This is a genomic window from Pseudomonas sp. FSL R10-1339 (assembly GCF_009600545.1).
Classification (GTDB): Bacteria; Pseudomonadota; Gammaproteobacteria; order Pseudomonadales; family Pseudomonadaceae; genus Aquipseudomonas; species Aquipseudomonas bubulae.
Window position 1 is genome coordinate 1 of record NZ_WIVQ01000027.1, and the last position, 17,818, is coordinate 17,818.

At 58.8% G+C, this 17,818-nt stretch carries 14 protein-coding genes; 6 read left to right on the forward strand and 8 right to left on the reverse strand.

What is annotated here, in order from left to right:
- The 4 genes from GHO03_RS10635 to GHO03_RS10650 form a co-directional block, all read left to right on the forward strand.
- Positions 1-1,352 (forward strand): helix-hairpin-helix domain-containing protein (locus tag GHO03_RS10635; protein WP_153399806.1); only part of this gene is annotated, 1,352 nt, incomplete at its 5' end.
- Entirely contained in the window at positions 1,352-1,735 is a 384-nt protein-coding gene (locus GHO03_RS10640) for a PaaI family thioesterase (protein ID WP_095023771.1), read from the forward strand. The genes GHO03_RS10635 and GHO03_RS10640, both read left to right, overlap by 1 nt.
- A 198-nt stretch (positions 1,736-1,933) precedes the next feature.
- A complete protein-coding gene (gene gshA, locus GHO03_RS10645; RefSeq protein WP_095000803.1) occupies positions 1,934-3,517 on the forward strand; it encodes a glutamate--cysteine ligase in 1,584 nt (527 codons plus the stop codon).
- 359 nt (positions 3,518-3,876) lie between these two features.
- Complete coding sequence (locus GHO03_RS10650) at positions 3,877-4,140, forward strand: DUF3077 domain-containing protein (protein ID WP_095000802.1); 264 nt, start codon at positions 3,877-3,879, stop codon at positions 4,138-4,140.
- Between the two features lie 218 nt (positions 4,141-4,358).
- On the opposite strand, the gene argA is transcribed toward GHO03_RS10650, so the two are convergent.
- Positions 4,359-5,657, reverse strand: a complete 1,299-nt coding sequence (argA, locus tag GHO03_RS10655; RefSeq protein ID WP_095017751.1) for an amino-acid N-acetyltransferase — start codon at positions 5,655-5,657, stop codon at positions 4,359-4,361.
- Positions 5,658-5,790: 133 nt separating this feature from the next.
- The gene (gene argE, locus GHO03_RS10660) at positions 5,791-6,933 is read right to left on the reverse strand and encodes an acetylornithine deacetylase (RefSeq protein ID WP_133143896.1); all 1,143 of its coding nucleotides are present in this window, start codon (positions 6,931-6,933) and stop codon (positions 5,791-5,793) included.
- 158 nt (positions 6,934-7,091) lie between these two features.
- Here argE and GHO03_RS10665 point away from each other — a divergent pair, with 158 nt between their 5' ends.
- Positions 7,092-8,480: an inorganic triphosphatase gene (locus tag GHO03_RS10665; protein ID WP_095023770.1), complete on the forward strand. Its 1,389-nt coding sequence runs from the start codon at positions 7,092-7,094 to the stop codon at positions 8,478-8,480.
- A 46-nt stretch (positions 8,481-8,526) separates the two neighbouring features.
- On the opposite strand, the gene GHO03_RS10670 is transcribed toward GHO03_RS10665, so the two are convergent.
- The 4 genes from GHO03_RS10670 to GHO03_RS10685 form a co-directional block, all read right to left on the reverse strand.
- Positions 8,527-9,096, reverse strand: coding sequence for a lipocalin family protein (locus tag GHO03_RS10670; RefSeq protein WP_095000798.1), 570 nt, complete (start codon positions 9,094-9,096; stop codon positions 8,527-8,529).
- A gap of 21 nt (positions 9,097-9,117) precedes the next feature.
- Positions 9,118-9,372, reverse strand: coding sequence for an outer membrane protein assembly factor BamE (gene bamE, locus GHO03_RS10675; protein ID WP_016783130.1), 255 nt, complete (start codon positions 9,370-9,372; stop codon positions 9,118-9,120).
- Between the two features lie 204 nt (positions 9,373-9,576).
- Positions 9,577-10,587, reverse strand: coding sequence for a class 1 fructose-bisphosphatase (locus GHO03_RS10680; protein WP_133143897.1), 1,011 nt, complete (start codon positions 10,585-10,587; stop codon positions 9,577-9,579).
- Positions 10,588-10,810: 223 nt separating this feature from the next.
- Positions 10,811-13,258 carry a glycogen/starch/alpha-glucan phosphorylase gene (locus GHO03_RS10685; protein ID WP_095000797.1) on the reverse strand — a complete coding sequence of 816 codons (2,448 nt, stop codon included), beginning with the start codon at positions 13,256-13,258 and terminating at the stop codon, positions 10,811-10,813.
- A gap of 265 nt (positions 13,259-13,523) precedes the next feature.
- Between GHO03_RS10685 and GHO03_RS10690 the strand changes: the two genes are divergently transcribed.
- On the forward strand, positions 13,524-13,961 hold the full coding sequence (locus GHO03_RS10690; protein WP_095001087.1) for a YkgJ family cysteine cluster protein: 438 nt from the start codon (positions 13,524-13,526) through the stop codon (positions 13,959-13,961).
- 228 nt (positions 13,962-14,189) lie between these two features.
- On the opposite strand, the gene typA is transcribed toward GHO03_RS10690, so the two are convergent.
- Positions 14,190-16,010 carry a translational GTPase TypA gene (typA, locus tag GHO03_RS10695; RefSeq protein WP_016783126.1) on the reverse strand — a complete coding sequence of 607 codons (1,821 nt, stop codon included), beginning with the start codon at positions 16,008-16,010 and terminating at the stop codon, positions 14,190-14,192.
- 140 nt (positions 16,011-16,150) lie between these two features.
- A complete protein-coding gene (thiI, locus tag GHO03_RS10700; RefSeq protein ID WP_133143898.1) occupies positions 16,151-17,605 on the reverse strand; it encodes a tRNA uracil 4-sulfurtransferase ThiI in 1,455 nt (484 codons plus the stop codon).
- Between the last annotated feature and the right edge of the window lie 213 nt (positions 17,606-17,818).

Genomic DNA, 17,818 nt, shown 5'->3' on the forward strand with positions numbered 1-17,818 from the left:
CCACCCTGGGCCTGGACCCGGGCCTGCGCACCGGTTGCAAGATTGCCGTGGTCGATGCCACCGGCAAGCTGCTGGAGTACGCCACCGTGTACCCGCACGTGCCGCACAACAAGTGGGACCAGACCATTTCGGTCATGGCCGCCCTGTGTGCCAAGCATTCGGTCGATCTGATTGCCATTGGCAACGGCACTGCCAGCCGCGAAAGCGACAAGCTGGTGATCGATCTGATGAAAAAATACCCGGCCCTGAAAGTCACCAAAGTGATGGTGTCCGAGGCCGGTGCTTCGGTGTACTCGGCATCGGAACTGGCAGCCAAGGAATTCCCGGATCTGGACGTTTCGATCCGTGGCGCCGTATCGATCGCCCGCCGCCTGCAAGACCCGCTGGCCGAACTGGTGAAAATCGACCCTAAATCCATCGGTGTCGGCCAGTACCAGCACGACGTGTCCCAGCTCAAGCTGGCACGCGGCCTGGACGCTGTGGTTGAAGACTGCGTGAACGCCGTGGGCGTGGACGTGAACACGGCTTCGGTAGCACTGCTCGCGCGAATTTCGGGCCTCAATGCCACACTGGCGCAAAATATCGTGGCTCACCGCGACGAAAACGGTGCATTCAAAACCCGTGCAGCGCTGAAAAAAGTCAGCCGTCTGGGCGAAAAAACCTTCGAGCAGGCGGCAGGTTTCTTGCGCGTGATGAATGGCGACAATCCGCTGGACAGCTCGGCGGTTCACCCCGAAGCCTACCCGCTGGTCAAACGCATCGCTACGGACACCGAGCGGGACATCCGCTCGCTGATCGGCGACGCCGGGTTCCTCAAGCGTCTTGATCCGAAGAAATTCACCGACGAGACCTTCGGCCTGCCGACGGTGACCGATATTCTCCAGGAGCTGGAGAAACCAGGCCGCGACCCGCGCCCGGAGTTCAAGACCGCCGAGTTTCAGGAAGGTGTCGAAGACCTCAAAGACCTGCAACTGGGAATGATCCTGGAAGGCGTGGTGACCAACGTGACCAACTTCGGGGCTTTCGTCGATATCGGCGTGCACCAGGACGGTCTGGTGCATATCTCGGCCTTGTCCGAGAAATTCATCAAGGACCCGCGCGAAGCCGTGAAAGCCGGTGATGTGGTGAAGGTCAAGGTCATGGAAGTCGACATCCCGCGCAAACGCGTAGGCCTGTCGATGCGCATGAGCGACACCCCGGGCGAGAAAATCGACGGTGCTCGCGGCGCACGTCCGGGCTCGGCCCCGCGCCAGCAAAGCTCGGCACCGCGCAAGGAGAGCGTTGCCGCCGCACCGACCAATAACGCCATGGCCTCGTTGTTCGCCAACGCCAAACAGTTGAAGAAACGCTGATGGCCATCCCGGACGGCCTGACCCAAAGCGCCTTCAGCCAGTTGCTCGGCTGCCGCGTGCAATCGCTGGAAGACGGTGTGGCGCATGTTGCGCTGAGCCTGGAGCCGCAATTGCGCAACCGCGCCGGCAAGTTGCACGGTGGTGTGTTGTTCAGCCTGGTGGACATCAGCATGGGCCTGGCCTGTTCCAGCACCCATGGCTTCGATCAGCAGAGCGCGACCATTGAGTGCAAAATCAACTACATTCGCGCGGTGGCTGAAGGCGAAGTGCTATGTATCGCCAAGGTCATCCACCCCGGGCGACGCACGCTGGTCGTCGAAGCGGATGTTATGCAGGGCGACAAGCTGGTCGCAAAAGCACAAGGCACGTTCGCTGTCCTGTAGCGGCCAACGGCTGATTTGAGTTAATTTCGGCACTGCCAATGCAGTGCCGAAATGCGCTTGGAGCGCCGCGGCGCCGAATCAGGGACGGAACTGAGCGATGCCAACAAAACCAGGCGACCACGCCAGTTTCAACTTCACCCTTGTAGACCGTCCTGACCACCCCCATATTGGGGCGACTGACGCGTGAAGGAATCCAACTTGAGCCAACTTCTCAACCGCCGCCTGGCTCTGCTCAGCGAGCGCGCCAACCTCTCTCTTCTGGAGCAGTGCCTGCACGGCATCGAGCGCGAATGCCTGCGCGTCACGGCCGATGCTCGCCTGGCGCAAACCCCGCACCCGGAAGAACTGGGCTCGGCCCTGACCAACGATCAAATCACCACCGACTATTCCGAGTCGCTGCTGGAGTTCATCACCCCGGCCCTGCCTGATCCGGCGCAGACGCTGGCCAGCCTCGACAAGATCCACCGCTTTGCCTACAGCAAGCTCGGTAACGAGTTCCTGTGGAGCCCTTCGATGCCGTGCCCGTTGCCGGCCGAAGAAGACATCCCGATTGCCTACTACGGCACGTCCAATATCGGACAGCTCAAGTACGTTTACCGCAAGGGCCTGGCCCTGCGCTACGGCAAGACCATGCAGTGCATTGCCGGCATCCACTACAACTTCTCCCTGCCAGAGGCCCTGTGGCCAGTGCTGATGCAGGCAGAGGGTTTTGTCGGCACCGAGCGCGATTATCAGTCCGACGCCTATATCGCCCTGATTCGTAACTTCCGTCGCTACAGCTGGCTGCTGATGTACCTCTTCGGTGCTTCGCCTGCGCTGGATGCGGGCTTTTTGCGCGGTCGTTCGCACCAGTTGGAGCAACTGGATGCCGACACGCTCTACCTGCCCTATGCCACCAGCCTGCGCATGAGCGACCTGGGCTATCAGAGCAACGCCCAGGCAGGCCTGACGCCGTGCTACAACAACCTCGACAGCTACACCGACAGCCTGCGCAAGGCAGTGGCCACACCTTATCCGCCGTATGTAGAAATCGGTACGCACAAGGATGGCGAGTGGGTGCAGTTGAACACCAACATCCTGCAGATCGAAAACGAGTACTACTCCAACATTCGCCCCAAGCGCGTGACCTACACCGGCGAGCGGCCGATCCAGGCCCTGGTGTCCCGTGGCGTGCAGTACGTTGAAGTGCGCCTGCTGGATATCAACCCGTTTCTGCCGGTGGGCATCGATTTGCCTGAAGCGCGTTTTCTGGACGCCTTCCTGCTGTATTGCGCGCTGCAAGACAGCCCGCAGTTCGACAGCGCAGGCTGTGGCAGCTGCTCTTCCAACTTCCTCAGCGTAGTCAAGGAAGGTCGCCGTCCGGGCCTGCAATTGCAGCGTGATGGCGCAGCCGTTGACATGAAGGAATGGGCTACCGAGCTGCTGGAAAAAATCGCGCCGCTGGCCGCCTTGCTCGACCAGAGCCAGGGTGGCGATAACCACAGCAAGGCAGTCGACGAACAGCTGGCGAAGATCAAGGACGTGTCGCTGACGCCGTCTGCCAAAGTGCTGGCCAGCATGGCCGAGCACAAGGAGAGCTTCGCTCAGTTCTCGATGCGCCAGAGCCTGGCCCATGCCGAGTTCTTCCGCAGTGAACCGTTGAGTGCTGAAGATCAGGCTGCGTTTGAAGAGAAAGCGCGCAAGTCACTGCTCGAGCAGGCCGAGACCGAACAAACGGAAGAAGGCGACTTCGACCTGTTTGTGGCTTCGTACCAGGCGAGTATTTTGGCGATCAGTAACTAGGCAGATCAAAAGCCCCTCACCCTAGCCCTCTCCCGGAGGGAGAGGGGACAGACCGGTGGTGTTCGTGCGAGCGCGGGCGGTCAGTTCCTACGCCCACTGAGGCAAGGGACGGCTTACGGGTTTTACAGCAAAGCGTACTGTGCACCGTCACTGAAAAAACAGTGACCGGGCCTGGAAACCCGGGTAACAATATTCGCCTTAATGCCATCAATCCCTGTTTTTATGTGCTATGGCGGCTGTACGCGGGAGGTCTTCGGACCTGCCGGGTTCCTATTGTCCCGGTTTCCAGCCTGCGTACAGCTGCCACCTTCGCCTGGAAACGAAAGTGACAGCTCTTAATTACTTTAGGAGCGCGCTAAATGGCTGATCATCCCCCAATCAAAACTCTCGGCACTGTCACCTTCGGCCCCTGCGGCCAAGACAACCACGAGCTGTTCCGCGTCAACCCCGACATACCGCTGCGCCAGGCGCTGGAGCAGGTGTCGGCGTTGCTTTATTGCGCAAAAAAACTGGCGCTGGATGCCGCGCTGGACAAGAACTGCGAGCGCCATGCCTGGGCTTCACATTACTTGTGCGACATGGGCAAGGCGGTAATAGATGATGTGTGTTTGCGGGAGTTTTGACGGGGCTTGTTGAGCACCGCAGTTGCAGTTATCCGTAGCAGCTGACGAGTGGAACGAGGCTGCGTTCGGTTGCGCAGCGACCGTAAAACCAGAGTTCCAAGTTTAACTGGCACACCACGGTGTTTGACTTTACGACGGCTTCGCCGCCGAACGCAGCCTCGTTCCACTCGTCAGCTGCTACGAATCTTCTCCAGCCCAGAGCCTGAACAGCTGGCGCCTTACAGCGCTTTCTCAAAGATCTTCGAGTTACGCTGGTAGTTGTACAGCGACGCCCGCGCCGCCGGCAGGCGCTCTACACCGCTAGGCTCAAACCCGCGCTCACGGAACCAGTGAGCAGTGCGCGTGGTTAACACGAACAAGGTTTTCAGCCCCTGGGCACGGGCGCGGTTTTCAATACGTTCGAGCAACTCATCGCCACGACGGCCATGACGGTACTCCGGGTTCACCGCCAGACACGCCAGCTCCCCCGCATCCGAATCGGCAATCTGGTACAGCGCCGCACAGGCGATGATCATGCCTTCGCGCTCCACCACACTGAACTGTTCGATCTCACGCTCCAGCACTTCACGCGAACGACGCACCAGGATCCCCTGCTCTTCCAGCGGGCTGATCAATTCAAGCAGGCCGCCGACGTCTTCAATCGCCGCCTCCCGCGTAACTTCAAATTGTTCTTGCGCCACCAGCGTACCGCCACCGTTACGGGTGAACAGCTCGGTCAACAGCGCACCGTCTTCGGCATAACTGACGATATGGCTACGAGCCACGCCGCCACTGCAGGCCTCGGCGGCGGCTTCCAGCAATTCGGCCTGGTAGTCACTGCCCAGACGTTTCATATGCGCCGGCACCTGTTGTGGACGCAACTCACGCACCAACCGCCCTTCGGCATCGAGCAAACCCGATTCAGCACCAAACAGCAGCAGTTTGTCCGCCGCCAGGTCGATGGCGGCACGGGTGGCGACGTCTTCACAGGCCAAATTGAAAATCTCACCGGTGGGCGAGTAACCCAAGGGCGACAGCAGCACAATCGAACGCTCATCGAGCAGGCGGTTGATGCCCTTGCGGTCCACCCGGCGCACTTCGCCGGTATGGTGAAAATCCACACCGTCGAGCACGCCGATCGGCCGCGCAGTGACCAGGTTGCCGCTGGCTACGCGCAGACGCGAACCCTGCATCGGCGAAGACGCCATGTCCATCGACAAGCGCGCTTCAATCGCAATGCGCAGTTGCCCGACAGCATCGATCACGCATTCGAGCGTTGATGCATCGGTGACACGCATGCCCTTGTGGTAATACGGCACCAGGCCACGCGCCTCAAGGCGGCTGTCGATCTGCGGGCGCGAACCGTGGACCAGCACCAGACGCACACCCAGGCTGTGCAACAGCACCAGGTCGTGGACGATATTGCCAAAGTTGGGGTGTGCCACACCGTCGCCAGGGAGCATGACAACAAAGGTGCAATCGCGGTGGGCATTGATGTAGGGAGACGCGTGACGCAACCAGTTAACGTAATCGTGCATAACCAGAGCCTGTAGAAAATAAATCGCCTAAAAAGGGCTAGAACAGCAAACGCACAACGGGCTGATGGCTATCGTCGAAACATTGTTGGCAACACGCGGCTCTCCTTGTGGATAAATCGTATGGGTATCTTCACTATTTCAGACAATAGTGTTCGATCAATTGAGTCAGTAGACGTACTGTCGGCTGCAAACGTGACATTTCCAGGTATTCCCCTGGTTGATGCGCACAGGCGATGTCACCCGGGCCCAATACCAGCGTTTCGCAACCAAGCTGCTGAAGATAAGGCGCTTCGGTGCCAAACGCTACTGCTTGCGCACGATGCCCGGTGAGGCGCTCAGCCACGCGCACCAACTCGGCATCGGCATCCTGCTCGAAGGGCGGCACTCCGGCGGCAATGGGCGCGAAATCGATCTTCACCTGATGACGCTCGGCCAGGGGTTGCAGCTTGCTGCGGATAATGGCCCGCAGCGCATTCGGGTCCATGCCCGGCAGCGGGCGCAGGTCAAATTCAAGCGAGCACTGGCCGCAAATCCGGTTGGGGTTGTCGCCGCCATGGATACAGCCAAAGTTAAGGGTCGGTTGCGGCACGCTGAACTGCGGATTGCGGTACTCATTGAGCCACTGCTGACGCAACCCCTTAAGTTCGCTGATCGCGTCGTGCATGGCCTCCAGCGCGCTGTGGCCCAGGCTTGGGTCGGATGAGTGACCGCTCTGCCCGAGGATCTCGATGCGCTCCATCATCACGCCCTTGTGCATGCGGATCGGCTTGAGCCCGGTCGGTTCACCAATCACCGCAGCACGGCCCAGCGGGCGACCAGCTTCGACCAGCGCCCTGGCCCCGGCCATCGAAGTTTCTTCGTCACAGGTGGCCAGAATCAGCAGTGGCTGCTTGAAGGGCTGATCGAGCAAAGGCCGCACTGCTTCGATCACCAGCGCAAAAAAGCCCTTCATATCGCAACTGCCAAGGCCAACCCAGCGGTTATCGACCTCTGTCAGCTTGAGCGGATCGGTCTGCCACAGCGCTTCATCGTAGGGCACGGTGTCGCTGTGCCCGGCCAGCACCAGCCCGCCGGGGCCACTGCCAAAACTGGCGAGCAAATTGAATTTGCCGGGGCTGACCTGCTGGATATCGCAGTTGAAACCCAAATCGCCAAGCCAGCTGGCCAGCAAATCGATCACCCCGCGGTTGGACTGATCCAGTGTCGGCTGGGTGCAACTGACCGACGGTGCGGCGATCAAGGCAGCGAACTGCTCTTTCATGGAAGGTAAGGGCATGCGCTGACTTCCTGTAGGCGGGGCGAGGCCCATCATAGAGCTATCTGCGCCGCAGAATAAACCCTCGCGGCCCGCCGGGGCGGCGAGTCCTGTACACTGCACGGCCTTGGCAGCCACACTTTTTCCCGGCTGCGCAACCGTTCCTGGATTTTCCGGCCATGCAAAAAGAAACCGAAATCAAACTGCGCGTCAGCCGCGAAACCCTCGCCGCCTTGCGCGAGCACCCTTTGCTGAAAAAGCGCAACAAAAGTGGCTGGGAAAGCCGTGAGTTGTTGAACCAGTACTTCGATACACCTGAGCGCGACCTGGCCAAGGCCAAGGTTGCCCTGCGCCTGCGCCGTGATGGCGAAGACGTGATCCAGACCCTCAAGACCCGCGGCGAAAGCGTTGCTGGCCTGTCCGTACGCAACGAGTACGACTGGAACCTGCCCAAAGCCAAGCTCGATATCAAGAAGCTCGACGGCGAATGCTGGCCACAAGAGCTGGCCGAGCTGGACAAAAAAACTCTCAAGCCCATTTTCACCACGGATTTCGTACGCGAACGTGCTGAAATTTCCTGGGGCCGTGGCAAAGCCAAAGTGGTCATCGAAGCCGCTCTGGACCTGGGCCATGTGATTGCCGGCAAGCAGAAGGAAGAAATCTGCGAGCTGGAGCTCGAACTGCGCGAAGGCGAGCCGTCTGCCCTGCTGGAACTGGCCGCCGAACTGGCCGAGAAGCTGGCCCTGATGCCGTGTGATATCAGCAAGGCCGAGCGCGGCTATCGCCTGTTCGACGCCAACAGCTACGCCGTCACCCTGCCAGCCCCGGTGCTGGCGCCAGAAACACCCCTGGACGATGCCTTCGCCGCCCTGGCCTGGCACTTGCTGGGCAATAGCCAGCGCCTGGCCGAGCAGTATCGCTTCAATGGCCACTGGCGTTTGCTGCAAGACTGGGTTCAGCAATTGATCGACCTGCGTGCACTGGTCAGCAGCCTGGGTCAAGCCGCACCACGTCAGTCCACCAGCGCCTTGCGCGCTGCGCTGGACGCTCTGCTGGAAGACTGGCGCCCGCTGGTGCAGATCGGTCAGGACGACGAAGATGTGCGCAAAGCCGCACCGGAGCAGTTCCTCGAGGAACTGGAAGACCCGCGCTGGGGCCAGTTCTCCCTGAACACTTCGCGCTGGTTGATGGAGCGCAGCTGGACTGTGGACCGTGGCACCACCCGGGGCAACCGCCAGGGCGCTGCGCAGCTGCAAAGCTGGTTGCCACGGTTGTTGTCGGACGAAGCGATTGCCTTGCGTCTGAACCGCTACCAGCAGCAACCCGAAGACCTGGCCGAGCAACTGCCGCGCATCGAGCGTATTCAGGCCTGGCTGCGTCTGGCGCGTAACGTGCTGGAAATCCCGGAACTGGACCGTCTGTACGGCGAGATGAACAAGCTGCAGGAACTGGCCAACCTGCCGATTTCTGAAGACGCCGAGAGCAACGACGAACTGCTCAACGCCCGCAAGCAGCAAGCCATCGCCGTGTACCAGAACCGCGCCTGGAAGACCCTGCTGCGCGCTTAAGCGCCCGGCCTGTGTCCCTCAGCGCCTGCTGAGGGACATTCCTGCCTTACTTCGTGCCCTTGGGCATGTCCGCATCCGGCGTGCGCCAGATCAAGCGTGTGGTGTCATAGCCCTGCTGCTGGGCCTTGCTGAGCAACTCATCACGGGTTTGCTGATCAACCTGCGGTTTACGCGACAGCAACCACAGGTATTTACGGTCGGGATTGCCTACCAGCGCCGTGCTGTAGTTGTCGCCCAGGTACAACACCCAGTAATCGCCCTTGGTCACACCCGGCAAAAGTGTCGATACCCAATTGTCGAACTCGACCCACAGCTTGTCGGTCTTGCCCTCCACTTGCGGCGTTGCCGTGCCCCTGGCCTCCTCCCACTTGCCCTCTGCGGTGCGGCAACGGTTCAACACCGCCACGTCCCCATCGGGCTTCAAGCTGTAATGGGCTTCGGACTGCGCGCAATTGCGCTGAAAGAACATCGGCAACCGCGCCAATTCATACCAGGTGCCCTGATAGCGCTTGAGGTCGACACTGGAGACGGTGTTGGGCGCCAGCGAATCGCTGCTGGAACTTGCACACCCGCCCAATAACAGCGCAGCCCCGAGACTGACTAAAAGACGTTTCATCGTAAACGCTCCTGATCGGTCTTACTTCAAACCCTGGCCAGAGAAAATCAGCACTTTGTCGCCTGCGTACTGCACGCTGATAAAGCTCTTCTGATCGCCCCAGGTGCAGCTCGACATGCCCAGCGCGCCGGAGCAATCGGTCGGGGTGCCCAGCAACTGCTCGACTTCGGCCTTGGTCATGCCGGTCGACAGTTTCGAGTAGTTTTGCTGATTGATTTTGCTGCACGCGGCCAGCAAGACACAGAACGACAACAACGCCAGAGAACGCAACTTCATGGAAAGCTCCTGAGAAAGAAAGTCGGCAGTGCCGCTTGATCCAAGCTTAGAAGAGAAAAGCGCAGGCTGGTTCCCGCAGGACGCAGGGATTTATTTCAGGAGGGATAACAACAGTGGGAACGGGCTTGCTTGCGATACAGGCAACCCGGTATGCCTGACATACCGGGTCGATGCTATCGCGAGCAAGCCCGCTCCCACAGGGGCTTACGCTTTGTGGTAAGCGGTGATGCGTGCGACTTCTTCTTTCGAGCCCAGGTACACGGCTACACGCTGGTGCAGGCCTTCTGGCTGGATGTCGAGAATGCGCTGATGGCCATCAGTCGATGCGCCGCCAGCCTGTTCCACCAGGAACGACATCGGGTTGGCTTCGTACATCAAACGCAATTTGCCCGGCTTGGACGGCTCACGGTTGTCGCGCGGGTACATGAACAGACCACCGCGGGTCAGGATACGGTGCACGTCGGCAACCATGGCGGCAATCCAGCGCATGTTGAAATTCTTTTTCAACGGACCTTCTTCACCTGCCAGCAGTTCGTCAACGTAGCGCTGTACCGGGGCTTCCCAGTGACGCTGGTTGGACATGTTGATGGCAAATTCCTGGGTAGCGTCAGGAATGGTGATGTCTTCGTGGGTCAGTACGAAGCTGCCCATTTCGCGGTCCAGGGTAAAGCCTTTGACGCCGTCGCCCAGGGTCAGAACCAGCATGGTCTGCGGGCCGTAGATGGCGTAACCGGCAGCGACTTGCTGAGTGCCTGGCTGCAGGAAGGCCTTTTCATTCAAAGGTTCGTTCTGGGTCAGGTATTCGTTCGGGCAACGCAGTACCGAGAAGATAGTGCCAACTGGTGCGTTGATGTCGATGTTCGACGAGCCGTCCAGCGGGTCGAATACCAGCAGGTACGCGCCTTTCGGGTATTTGCCCGGGATCTGGTAGGCATTGTCCATTTCTTCGGACGCCATGCCGGCCAGGTGACCGCCCCATTCGTTGGCTTCAAGCAGGATCTCGTTGGAGATCACATCGAGCTTCTTCTGCACTTCACCTTGCACGTTTTCGGTGCCCATGCTGCCCAGAACACCACCCAGGGCGCCTTTGGATACGGCGTGGCTGATCTCTTTGCAAGCACGCGCCACCACTTCGATGAGGAAACGCAAATCAGCAGGCGTGTTGTTGCTGCGGGTCTGCTCGATCAAATAGCGACTCAGGGTAACGCGGGACATGTAAGGCTCCGAACAAGGGGGAGGGGGCGAAAAACCCGCGCAGTTTAGCGCGTGTTGCCGTGCAAATCTTCTAATCAGACTCAGAACTGGCCGAACGGGTTCCAAAACAGCCACCAGAGACCCTGTGGGAGCGGGCTTGCTCGCGATGCAGGCCACGCGGTTTTCAGCTCAACCGCGTCGCCTGCATCGCGAGCAAGCCCGCTCCCACAGCGCGTGAAACTTCCTACAACGCTTTCCAGATCTCGGTCGCGTATTCGCGAATGGTCCGGTCCGATGAGAACCAGCCCATGCGTGCCGTGTTCAACACGGATTTGCGCCACCACTCTTCCCTGTCGTGCCACAGGTGCTCCACGCGCATCTGGGCATCCCAGTAGGCATCGAAGTCGGCACACACCAGGAACCGGTCATATTCGATCAGCGAATCCACCAGGCCGGTGTAGCGCGCAGGGTCGTCGTGGGAGAACACCCCCCCACGAATCGCCTGCAACACGTCATTGAGCCTGTGTGAGGCCGCGACATCCGGTGCTGCATGGAACTCGCCATTGCGCTTGCGCGCTTCGACCTGCTGCGAGCTCAGACCAAAGATAAACATATTGTCGGCACCCACCCGCTCGCACATTTCGACGTTGGCGCCATCCATTGTGCCAATGGTCAGCGCGCCGTTAAGGCCGAACTTCATGTTGCTGGTGCCCGACGCTTCGTAGCCTGCCGTGGAGATCTGTTCGGACAAGTCAGCCGCCGGAATGATGCTTTCGGCCAGGCTGACGTTGTAGTTGGGGATAAACACCACCTTGAGCAGACCGCGTACGGTGGGATCGTTGTTGACGGTACGGGCGATGTCATTGGCCAGTTTGATGATGAGTTTGGCCTGTTCATAACTGGCCGCCGACTTGCCGGCAAAAATCTTCACACGTGGCACCCATTGGTTGCCCGGCTCGGCCCGAATGGCCTGATACAGCGCTACGGTGTGCATCAGGTTGAGCAGTTGGCGCTTGTACTCGTGAATCCGTTTGACCTGCACATCGAACAGGGCTTCAGGGTTGACCACGACCCCCAGGCGCTCATAAATCAGCGCCGCCAGGGTGCATTTGCTTTGCAGGCGCTGTTCGGCGAAGCGTTTGCGAAAATCGGAGCGCTCGGCAAAAGGCTCCAGCCTGATCAGTTTGTGTTCGGTTTCATCAAGCACATCCGGGCCCAGCACATCCACCAGCATGGCGGTCAATGGCGGGTTGGCCTGGAACAGCCAGCGGCGGAAGGTCACGCCGTTGGTTTTGTTGTTGATGCGCTCCGGGTAGAGCTTGTGCAACTCGGCGAACACGGTGCTGCGCATCAATTGCGTATGCAGCCCGGAAACGCCATTGACGCTGTGGGAACCGAGAAATGCCAGGTTGCCCATGCGTACCCGGCGGCCGTGGTCTTCCTCGATCAGCGAAACGGCACGCAACACGTCAAAATCATGAATGCCCTTGGCCCGCAGCGCATCGATATGGTGTGCGTTAATCAGGTAGATGATCTGCATATGGCGCGGCAACAGCCGCTCCATCAAGCCCACAGGCCAGGTTTCCAGCGCTTCCGGAAGCAACGTGTGGTTGGTATAGGACAAGGTGTCGACGGTGACCTGCCACGCCGCATGCCATTCAATGCCGTGCTCATCAACCAGGATACGCATCAACTCGGCCACGGCGATCGAGGGGTGGGTGTCGTTGAGCTGGATCGACACATGCTCGGCCAGGTTCAGCAGCGTCTCATGGACGTGCAGATGGCGGCGCAGCAGGTCTTGCAACGAGGCCGAGACAAAGAAGAATTCCTGGCGCAGACGCAGCTCCTGGCCAGCCTCGTTGCTGTCAGCCGGGTACAGCACGCGGGAGATGCTCTCGGCCCGTACCACTTCGGCCACCGCCCCCAAATGATCGCCTGCGTTGAAGCGGCCCAGGTTCAGATCGTGCAGGGCCCTCGCCCGCCACAGACGCAGGGTGTTGACGCTGGCCCCGCGCCAGCCCACAACAGGCGTGTCATAGGCAATAGCCCGCACCGTCTCGCCCGGCCACCAGATCTGCCGCAGCTGGCCTTGTTCATCCTGTTTGGTTTCAACCGAACCGCCAAAACCCACCGAGTACAGCACTTCAGCACGCTCGAACTCCCACGGGTTGCCGAAATCCAGCCAGTTCTCGGTTTGTTCCTGCTGCCAGCCATCGACAATGCTCTGGCGAAACAGCCCGTGCTCATAGCGGATGCCATAGCCGTGGGCGGCAATGCCCAGGGTCGACATACTTTCCATAAAGCACGCCGCCAGCCGACCCAGGCCACCATTACCAAGGGCCGCGTCCGGCTCCAGGACACGGATGCGCTCCAGATCCACGCCAAGCTCGCCCAGTGCCTCACGCGCCACCTCCAGCAACCCCAGGTTGCTCAGGCTGTCATACAGCAGGCGACCGATCAGAAACTCCAGCGACAGGTAGTACACCCGTTTCTGGTCCTTGCGATAAATCTGCCGGGTGCTGTCCATCCAGTGCTCGACCATATGGTCGCGGGCGGCCAGGGCTATGGCCTCAAACCAGTCATGGTCAAACGCGTGTTCCGGGTCCTTACCCACCGCGTAAGTCAGCTTGGCTACTACAGCGGCACGGAAAGCCGCCACCTGTGCGTCACGAACAAGCGGTTCCTGGGGCATCGATACAACCTCAATCGAGATGGGGCGATTTGAAGAGCGAGTGGTGTCAGCCTAGACGCTTCAACAGAAACCAAGTGCTTTGATTCGGGCTTTTTTCGGCGATTATTTAAAAAAAGCTGACAAAGTGAATGCCGCCCCAAAACGAGGCACATTCGCAGTTGAACGCTTTAAAACATGGCTCTGATCGAAAAACCGGCAAATGGTTGTTCACTCCTTCAGCAACCCCGGTATGATCGCGCGCCCTGATGCACGCTGGAATACAAGTCTGATGAAGTCCAACCTGATCGCCGCCGCGGAAATCGACCGTCTCGATACCTGGGCCAAATACTCCGCGCCCATGTGCGGCTCCTGCATTTCCAGCTGCTGCACCTTGCCGGTCGAGGTCAAAATCAAAGACCTGATCCGCATCGGCATCGTTGACGAGTTCGAGATGGGCGACCCGCCAAAGAACATCGCCAAGCGCCTGCAAAAGGAAGGGATCGTTGAGCGCTTCAACCAGAAGTCCGGGATTTTCACCCTGCAGCGCATGAGCAATAACGACTGCCTGTACCTGGACCGCAAATCGCGCATGTGCACGATTTATGAGATTCGCCCGGATACCTGCCGCAACCATCCGCGGATTGGCCCGCGCCCAGGTTACTGCGCGTATGTGCCCAAGGCCGTTGAGCGCAAGAACAGCAGCGTCAAGCTGATGGATTTTTAACCTGCAGCGTAGAATCGACTGACAGATCGCTTCGCGGGCAAGCCCGCTCCCACAATTACCACAGCCCCCTGTGGGAGCCGGGCTTGCCCGCGATGGCCTGTACGCAAATGACCTGACAGACCGCGCTCGCCGCAGCACGGGCAGCGATGAACGAGTCAAATCCCGACCATAAAAAAACGCCCCCGACCGCAAGGTCGGGGGCGTTTTTGTAACCGCTAACTAAGTAACTTAGTTTTTGGCCTTTTTAGCAGCGCGGGTACGCTCGCCTTCGTCCAGGATCTTCTTACGAAGACGGATGGACTTAGGAGTCACTTCGCACAGCTCGTCGTCCTGGATGAATTCCAGAGCCTGTTCCAGAGTGAAGCGAACAGGTGGAACCAGAGCGATGGTTTCGTCTTTACCCGAAGCACGCATGTTGTCGAGCTTCTTGCCCTTGGTAGGGTTAACGCCCATGTCGGTGTCACGGCTGTTCAGACCAACGATCTGACCGTTGTAGATCTCTTGACCGTGCTCAACGAACAGCTTGCCACGCGCCTGCAGGGTTTCCAGGGAGTAGGTCAGCGCCTTGCCAGTTTCAACCGATACCAGAACGCCGTTCTGACGGCCGGACATGTGGCCCGACTTCATCACGTCGTAACGGTCGAAGATCGAGGTCAGGATACCAGCACCGTTGGTCAGGGTCAGGAACTGGTTACGGAAACCGATCAGACCACGAGCAGGGATGTTGTATTCCAGACGCACACGGCCTTTGCCATCCGGCACCATGTTAGTCAGGTCGCCCTTACGCAGACCCATCTCTTCCATCACCTTGCCCTGAGATTCTTCAGGCAGGTCGATGGTGACGTTTTCGAACGGTTCGTGCTTGACGCCGTCAACCAGGCGGATGATCACTTCTGGACGACCAACGCCCATTTCGAAGCCTTCACGACGCATGGTTTCGATCAGTACGGACAAGTGCAGCTCGCCACGGCCCGATACTTTGAATTTGTCAGCCGAGTCGCCTTCTTCAACGCGCAGAGCAACGTTGTACAGCAGCTCTTTGTCCAGACGTTCCTTGATGTTACGGGAAGTCACGAACTTGCCTTCTTTACCGCAGAAAGGCGAGTCGTTTACCTGGAAGGTCATGGAAACGGTTGGCTCGTCAACGGTCAACGGCTTCATCGCTTCAACGTTCATCGGATCACACAGGGTGTCGGAGATGAACAGCGAATCCATACCGCTGATGCAAACGATGTCGCCTGCCGAAGCTTCTTCAACGTCTACACGGTGCAGACCGTGGTGACCCATCAGCTTCAGGATACGACCGTTGCGGCGCTTGCCGTCAGCGTCGATGGCAACAACCGGGGTGTTCGGCTTGACGCGACCACGAGCGATACGGCCAACACCGATAATGCCCAGGAAGCTGTTGTAGTCCAGTGCCGAGATTTGCATCTGGAACGGACCGTCACGGTCTACGGCTGGTGCTGGTACGTTGTCGACGATCGACTGGTACAGCGGGGTCATGTCTTCAGCCATGTCGGTGTGGTCAAGACCAGCAATACCGTTCAGGGCAGAGGCGTAAACCACTTTGAAGTCCAGCTGTTCTTCGGTAGCACCCAGGTTGTCGAACAGATCGAAGATCTGGTCCAGAACCCAGTCCGGACGTGCGCCCGGACGGTCAACCTTGTTGATGACCACGATTGGACGCAGGCCGGCTTCGAAAGCCTTCTTGGTCACGAAACGGGTTTGCGGCATAGGGCCGTCTTGAGCGTCAACCAGCAGCAGAACGGAGTCAACCATCGACATTACGCGTTCAACTTCGCCGCCGAAGTCGGCGTGGCCCGGGGTATCCACGATGTTGATGTGGTAGCCGTTCCAGTTGATGGCGGTGTTTTTCGCCAGAATGGTAATACCGCGCTCTTTCTCCTGGTCGTTGGAGTCCATTACGCGTTCGTCGTTAAGCTCGTTGCGCTCCAGGGTGCCGGATTGACGCAAGAGTTTGTCTACCAGGGTGGTTTTACCGTGGTCAACGTGAGCAATGATGGCGATGTTACGTAGATTTTCGATCACTTGTGTATCTCGATCAGAGGATTCGGTGTGCTGACTGAGTCCAGGCAGCGATTAACAGTAGAGTCCGTGCAAGCCGTTACAGCTTGACGGCGGCGTCGGGGGGCCGGTGACGCAGGCCACAGGCATACAGCCCCGGGCTCTTAGCTCGGTCGATAAACGCGCACATTGGCATGTCCCTCACTGAGCAAATGGTGAGCATGCAGGCGACTCATCACGCCTTTGTCGCAATACAACAGGTACTGACGGGTGTCATCCAGTTCCTTGAAGCGGCTGTTCAAAGCATAGAACGGCAACGCTTGTACTTCGATGCCAGCCAGTTCCAGCGGTTGATCTTCCTGAGCATCCGGGTGACGGATGTCGATTACGATCTGGCCCGCCAGCACTTCGCTGACTTCTTCGACTTGCAAGTCCTGGCCCAATTCATCGATTACCCGATCAATCGGCACCAGTTTGGCCCGCTCGAGCGCACGCTCAAGCACGGCCATATCAAACTGTTGTTCTTCATACTCCACGCGGTTGCGCTTGGCGTGGGTCTTGGGGTTGACCGAAATCACCCCGCAATATTCAGGCATATGCTTGGCGAAGTCAGCCGTACCGATTTCTTCTGCCAGATCGATGATGTCCTGCTTGTGGCTGGCGATCAGCGGGCGCAACACCAGCTTGTCTGTAGCCGAATCAATCAGCGACAAGTTGGGCAGCGTCTGGCTCGACACCTGGGAAATCGCTTCACCGGTCACCAGCACTTCGATATCGAGGCGTTCGGCAATACGCGTTGCAGCGCGCAACATCATACGCTTCAAAATGACGCCCATATGACTGTTATCGACTTTGCCGAGAATTTCGCCCAAAACTTCTTCGAACGGAACGCTCACAAACAGCACGCGCTGGGAGCTGCCGTACTTCTTCCATATATAGTGCGCGACTTCCATCACGCCCAGTTCATGGGCACGTCCGCCCAGGTTGAAGAAGCAGAAATGGCTCATGAGGCCGCGACGCATGATCTGGTAGGCCGCCACGGTAGAATCGAAACCACCGGACATCAGCACCAGGGTCTGCTCGAGCGAACCCAACGGGTAGCCACCAATACTGTCGTGCTGGTTGTGAATCACAAACAACCGTTGGTCGCGAATTTCAATGCGAACTTCGATTTCTGGCTTTTTCAGCTCGATTCCGGCCGCACCGCACTCACGACGCAGCTTGCTGCCGACGTATTTCTCGACTTCCATCGAGGTAAACGGGTGCTTGCCAGCGCGCTTGCAACGCACCGAAAAGATCTTGCCCGCCAGCGCTTCGCCGAAGTGCAATTTGCACTTTTCAACGATGTCGTCGAAGTCGCCCAACGGGTACTCGTCAACCTGCAGAAAATGCGCGATGCCCGGCATGCAGCTCAGGCGTTCGGTCATTTCTTTCAAGGCTTTAGGGTCACTTACGCGCGTTTGCAGCTCGATGTTGTCCCACACGCCCGTCACCACCACAGCCGGGTCCAGATCGCGGAGCACAGTACGGATGTTTTTGGCCAATTGACGGACGAAACGCATCCGAACCGGACGGCTCTTGATAGTGATTTCGGGGAAGACTTTAACGATTAGTTTCATGAAAACAGCGCGCGAGCAGCCTGCCAAAAAAGGGGGGCGCGGATTATAGCGGAAATTGCTCAAGGTTTAACCAGTTATCGTACAAACGGTTTTCATCGCACCAAAATAGAACATAAACGCCAGATTTCGCTTCATTTGGGTGCGATAAACGCGGCTAATCGGTAGTCTGCCCCGCTTACCTGCTTGAGATTGGCGCATTACGCCCAAGTCGGG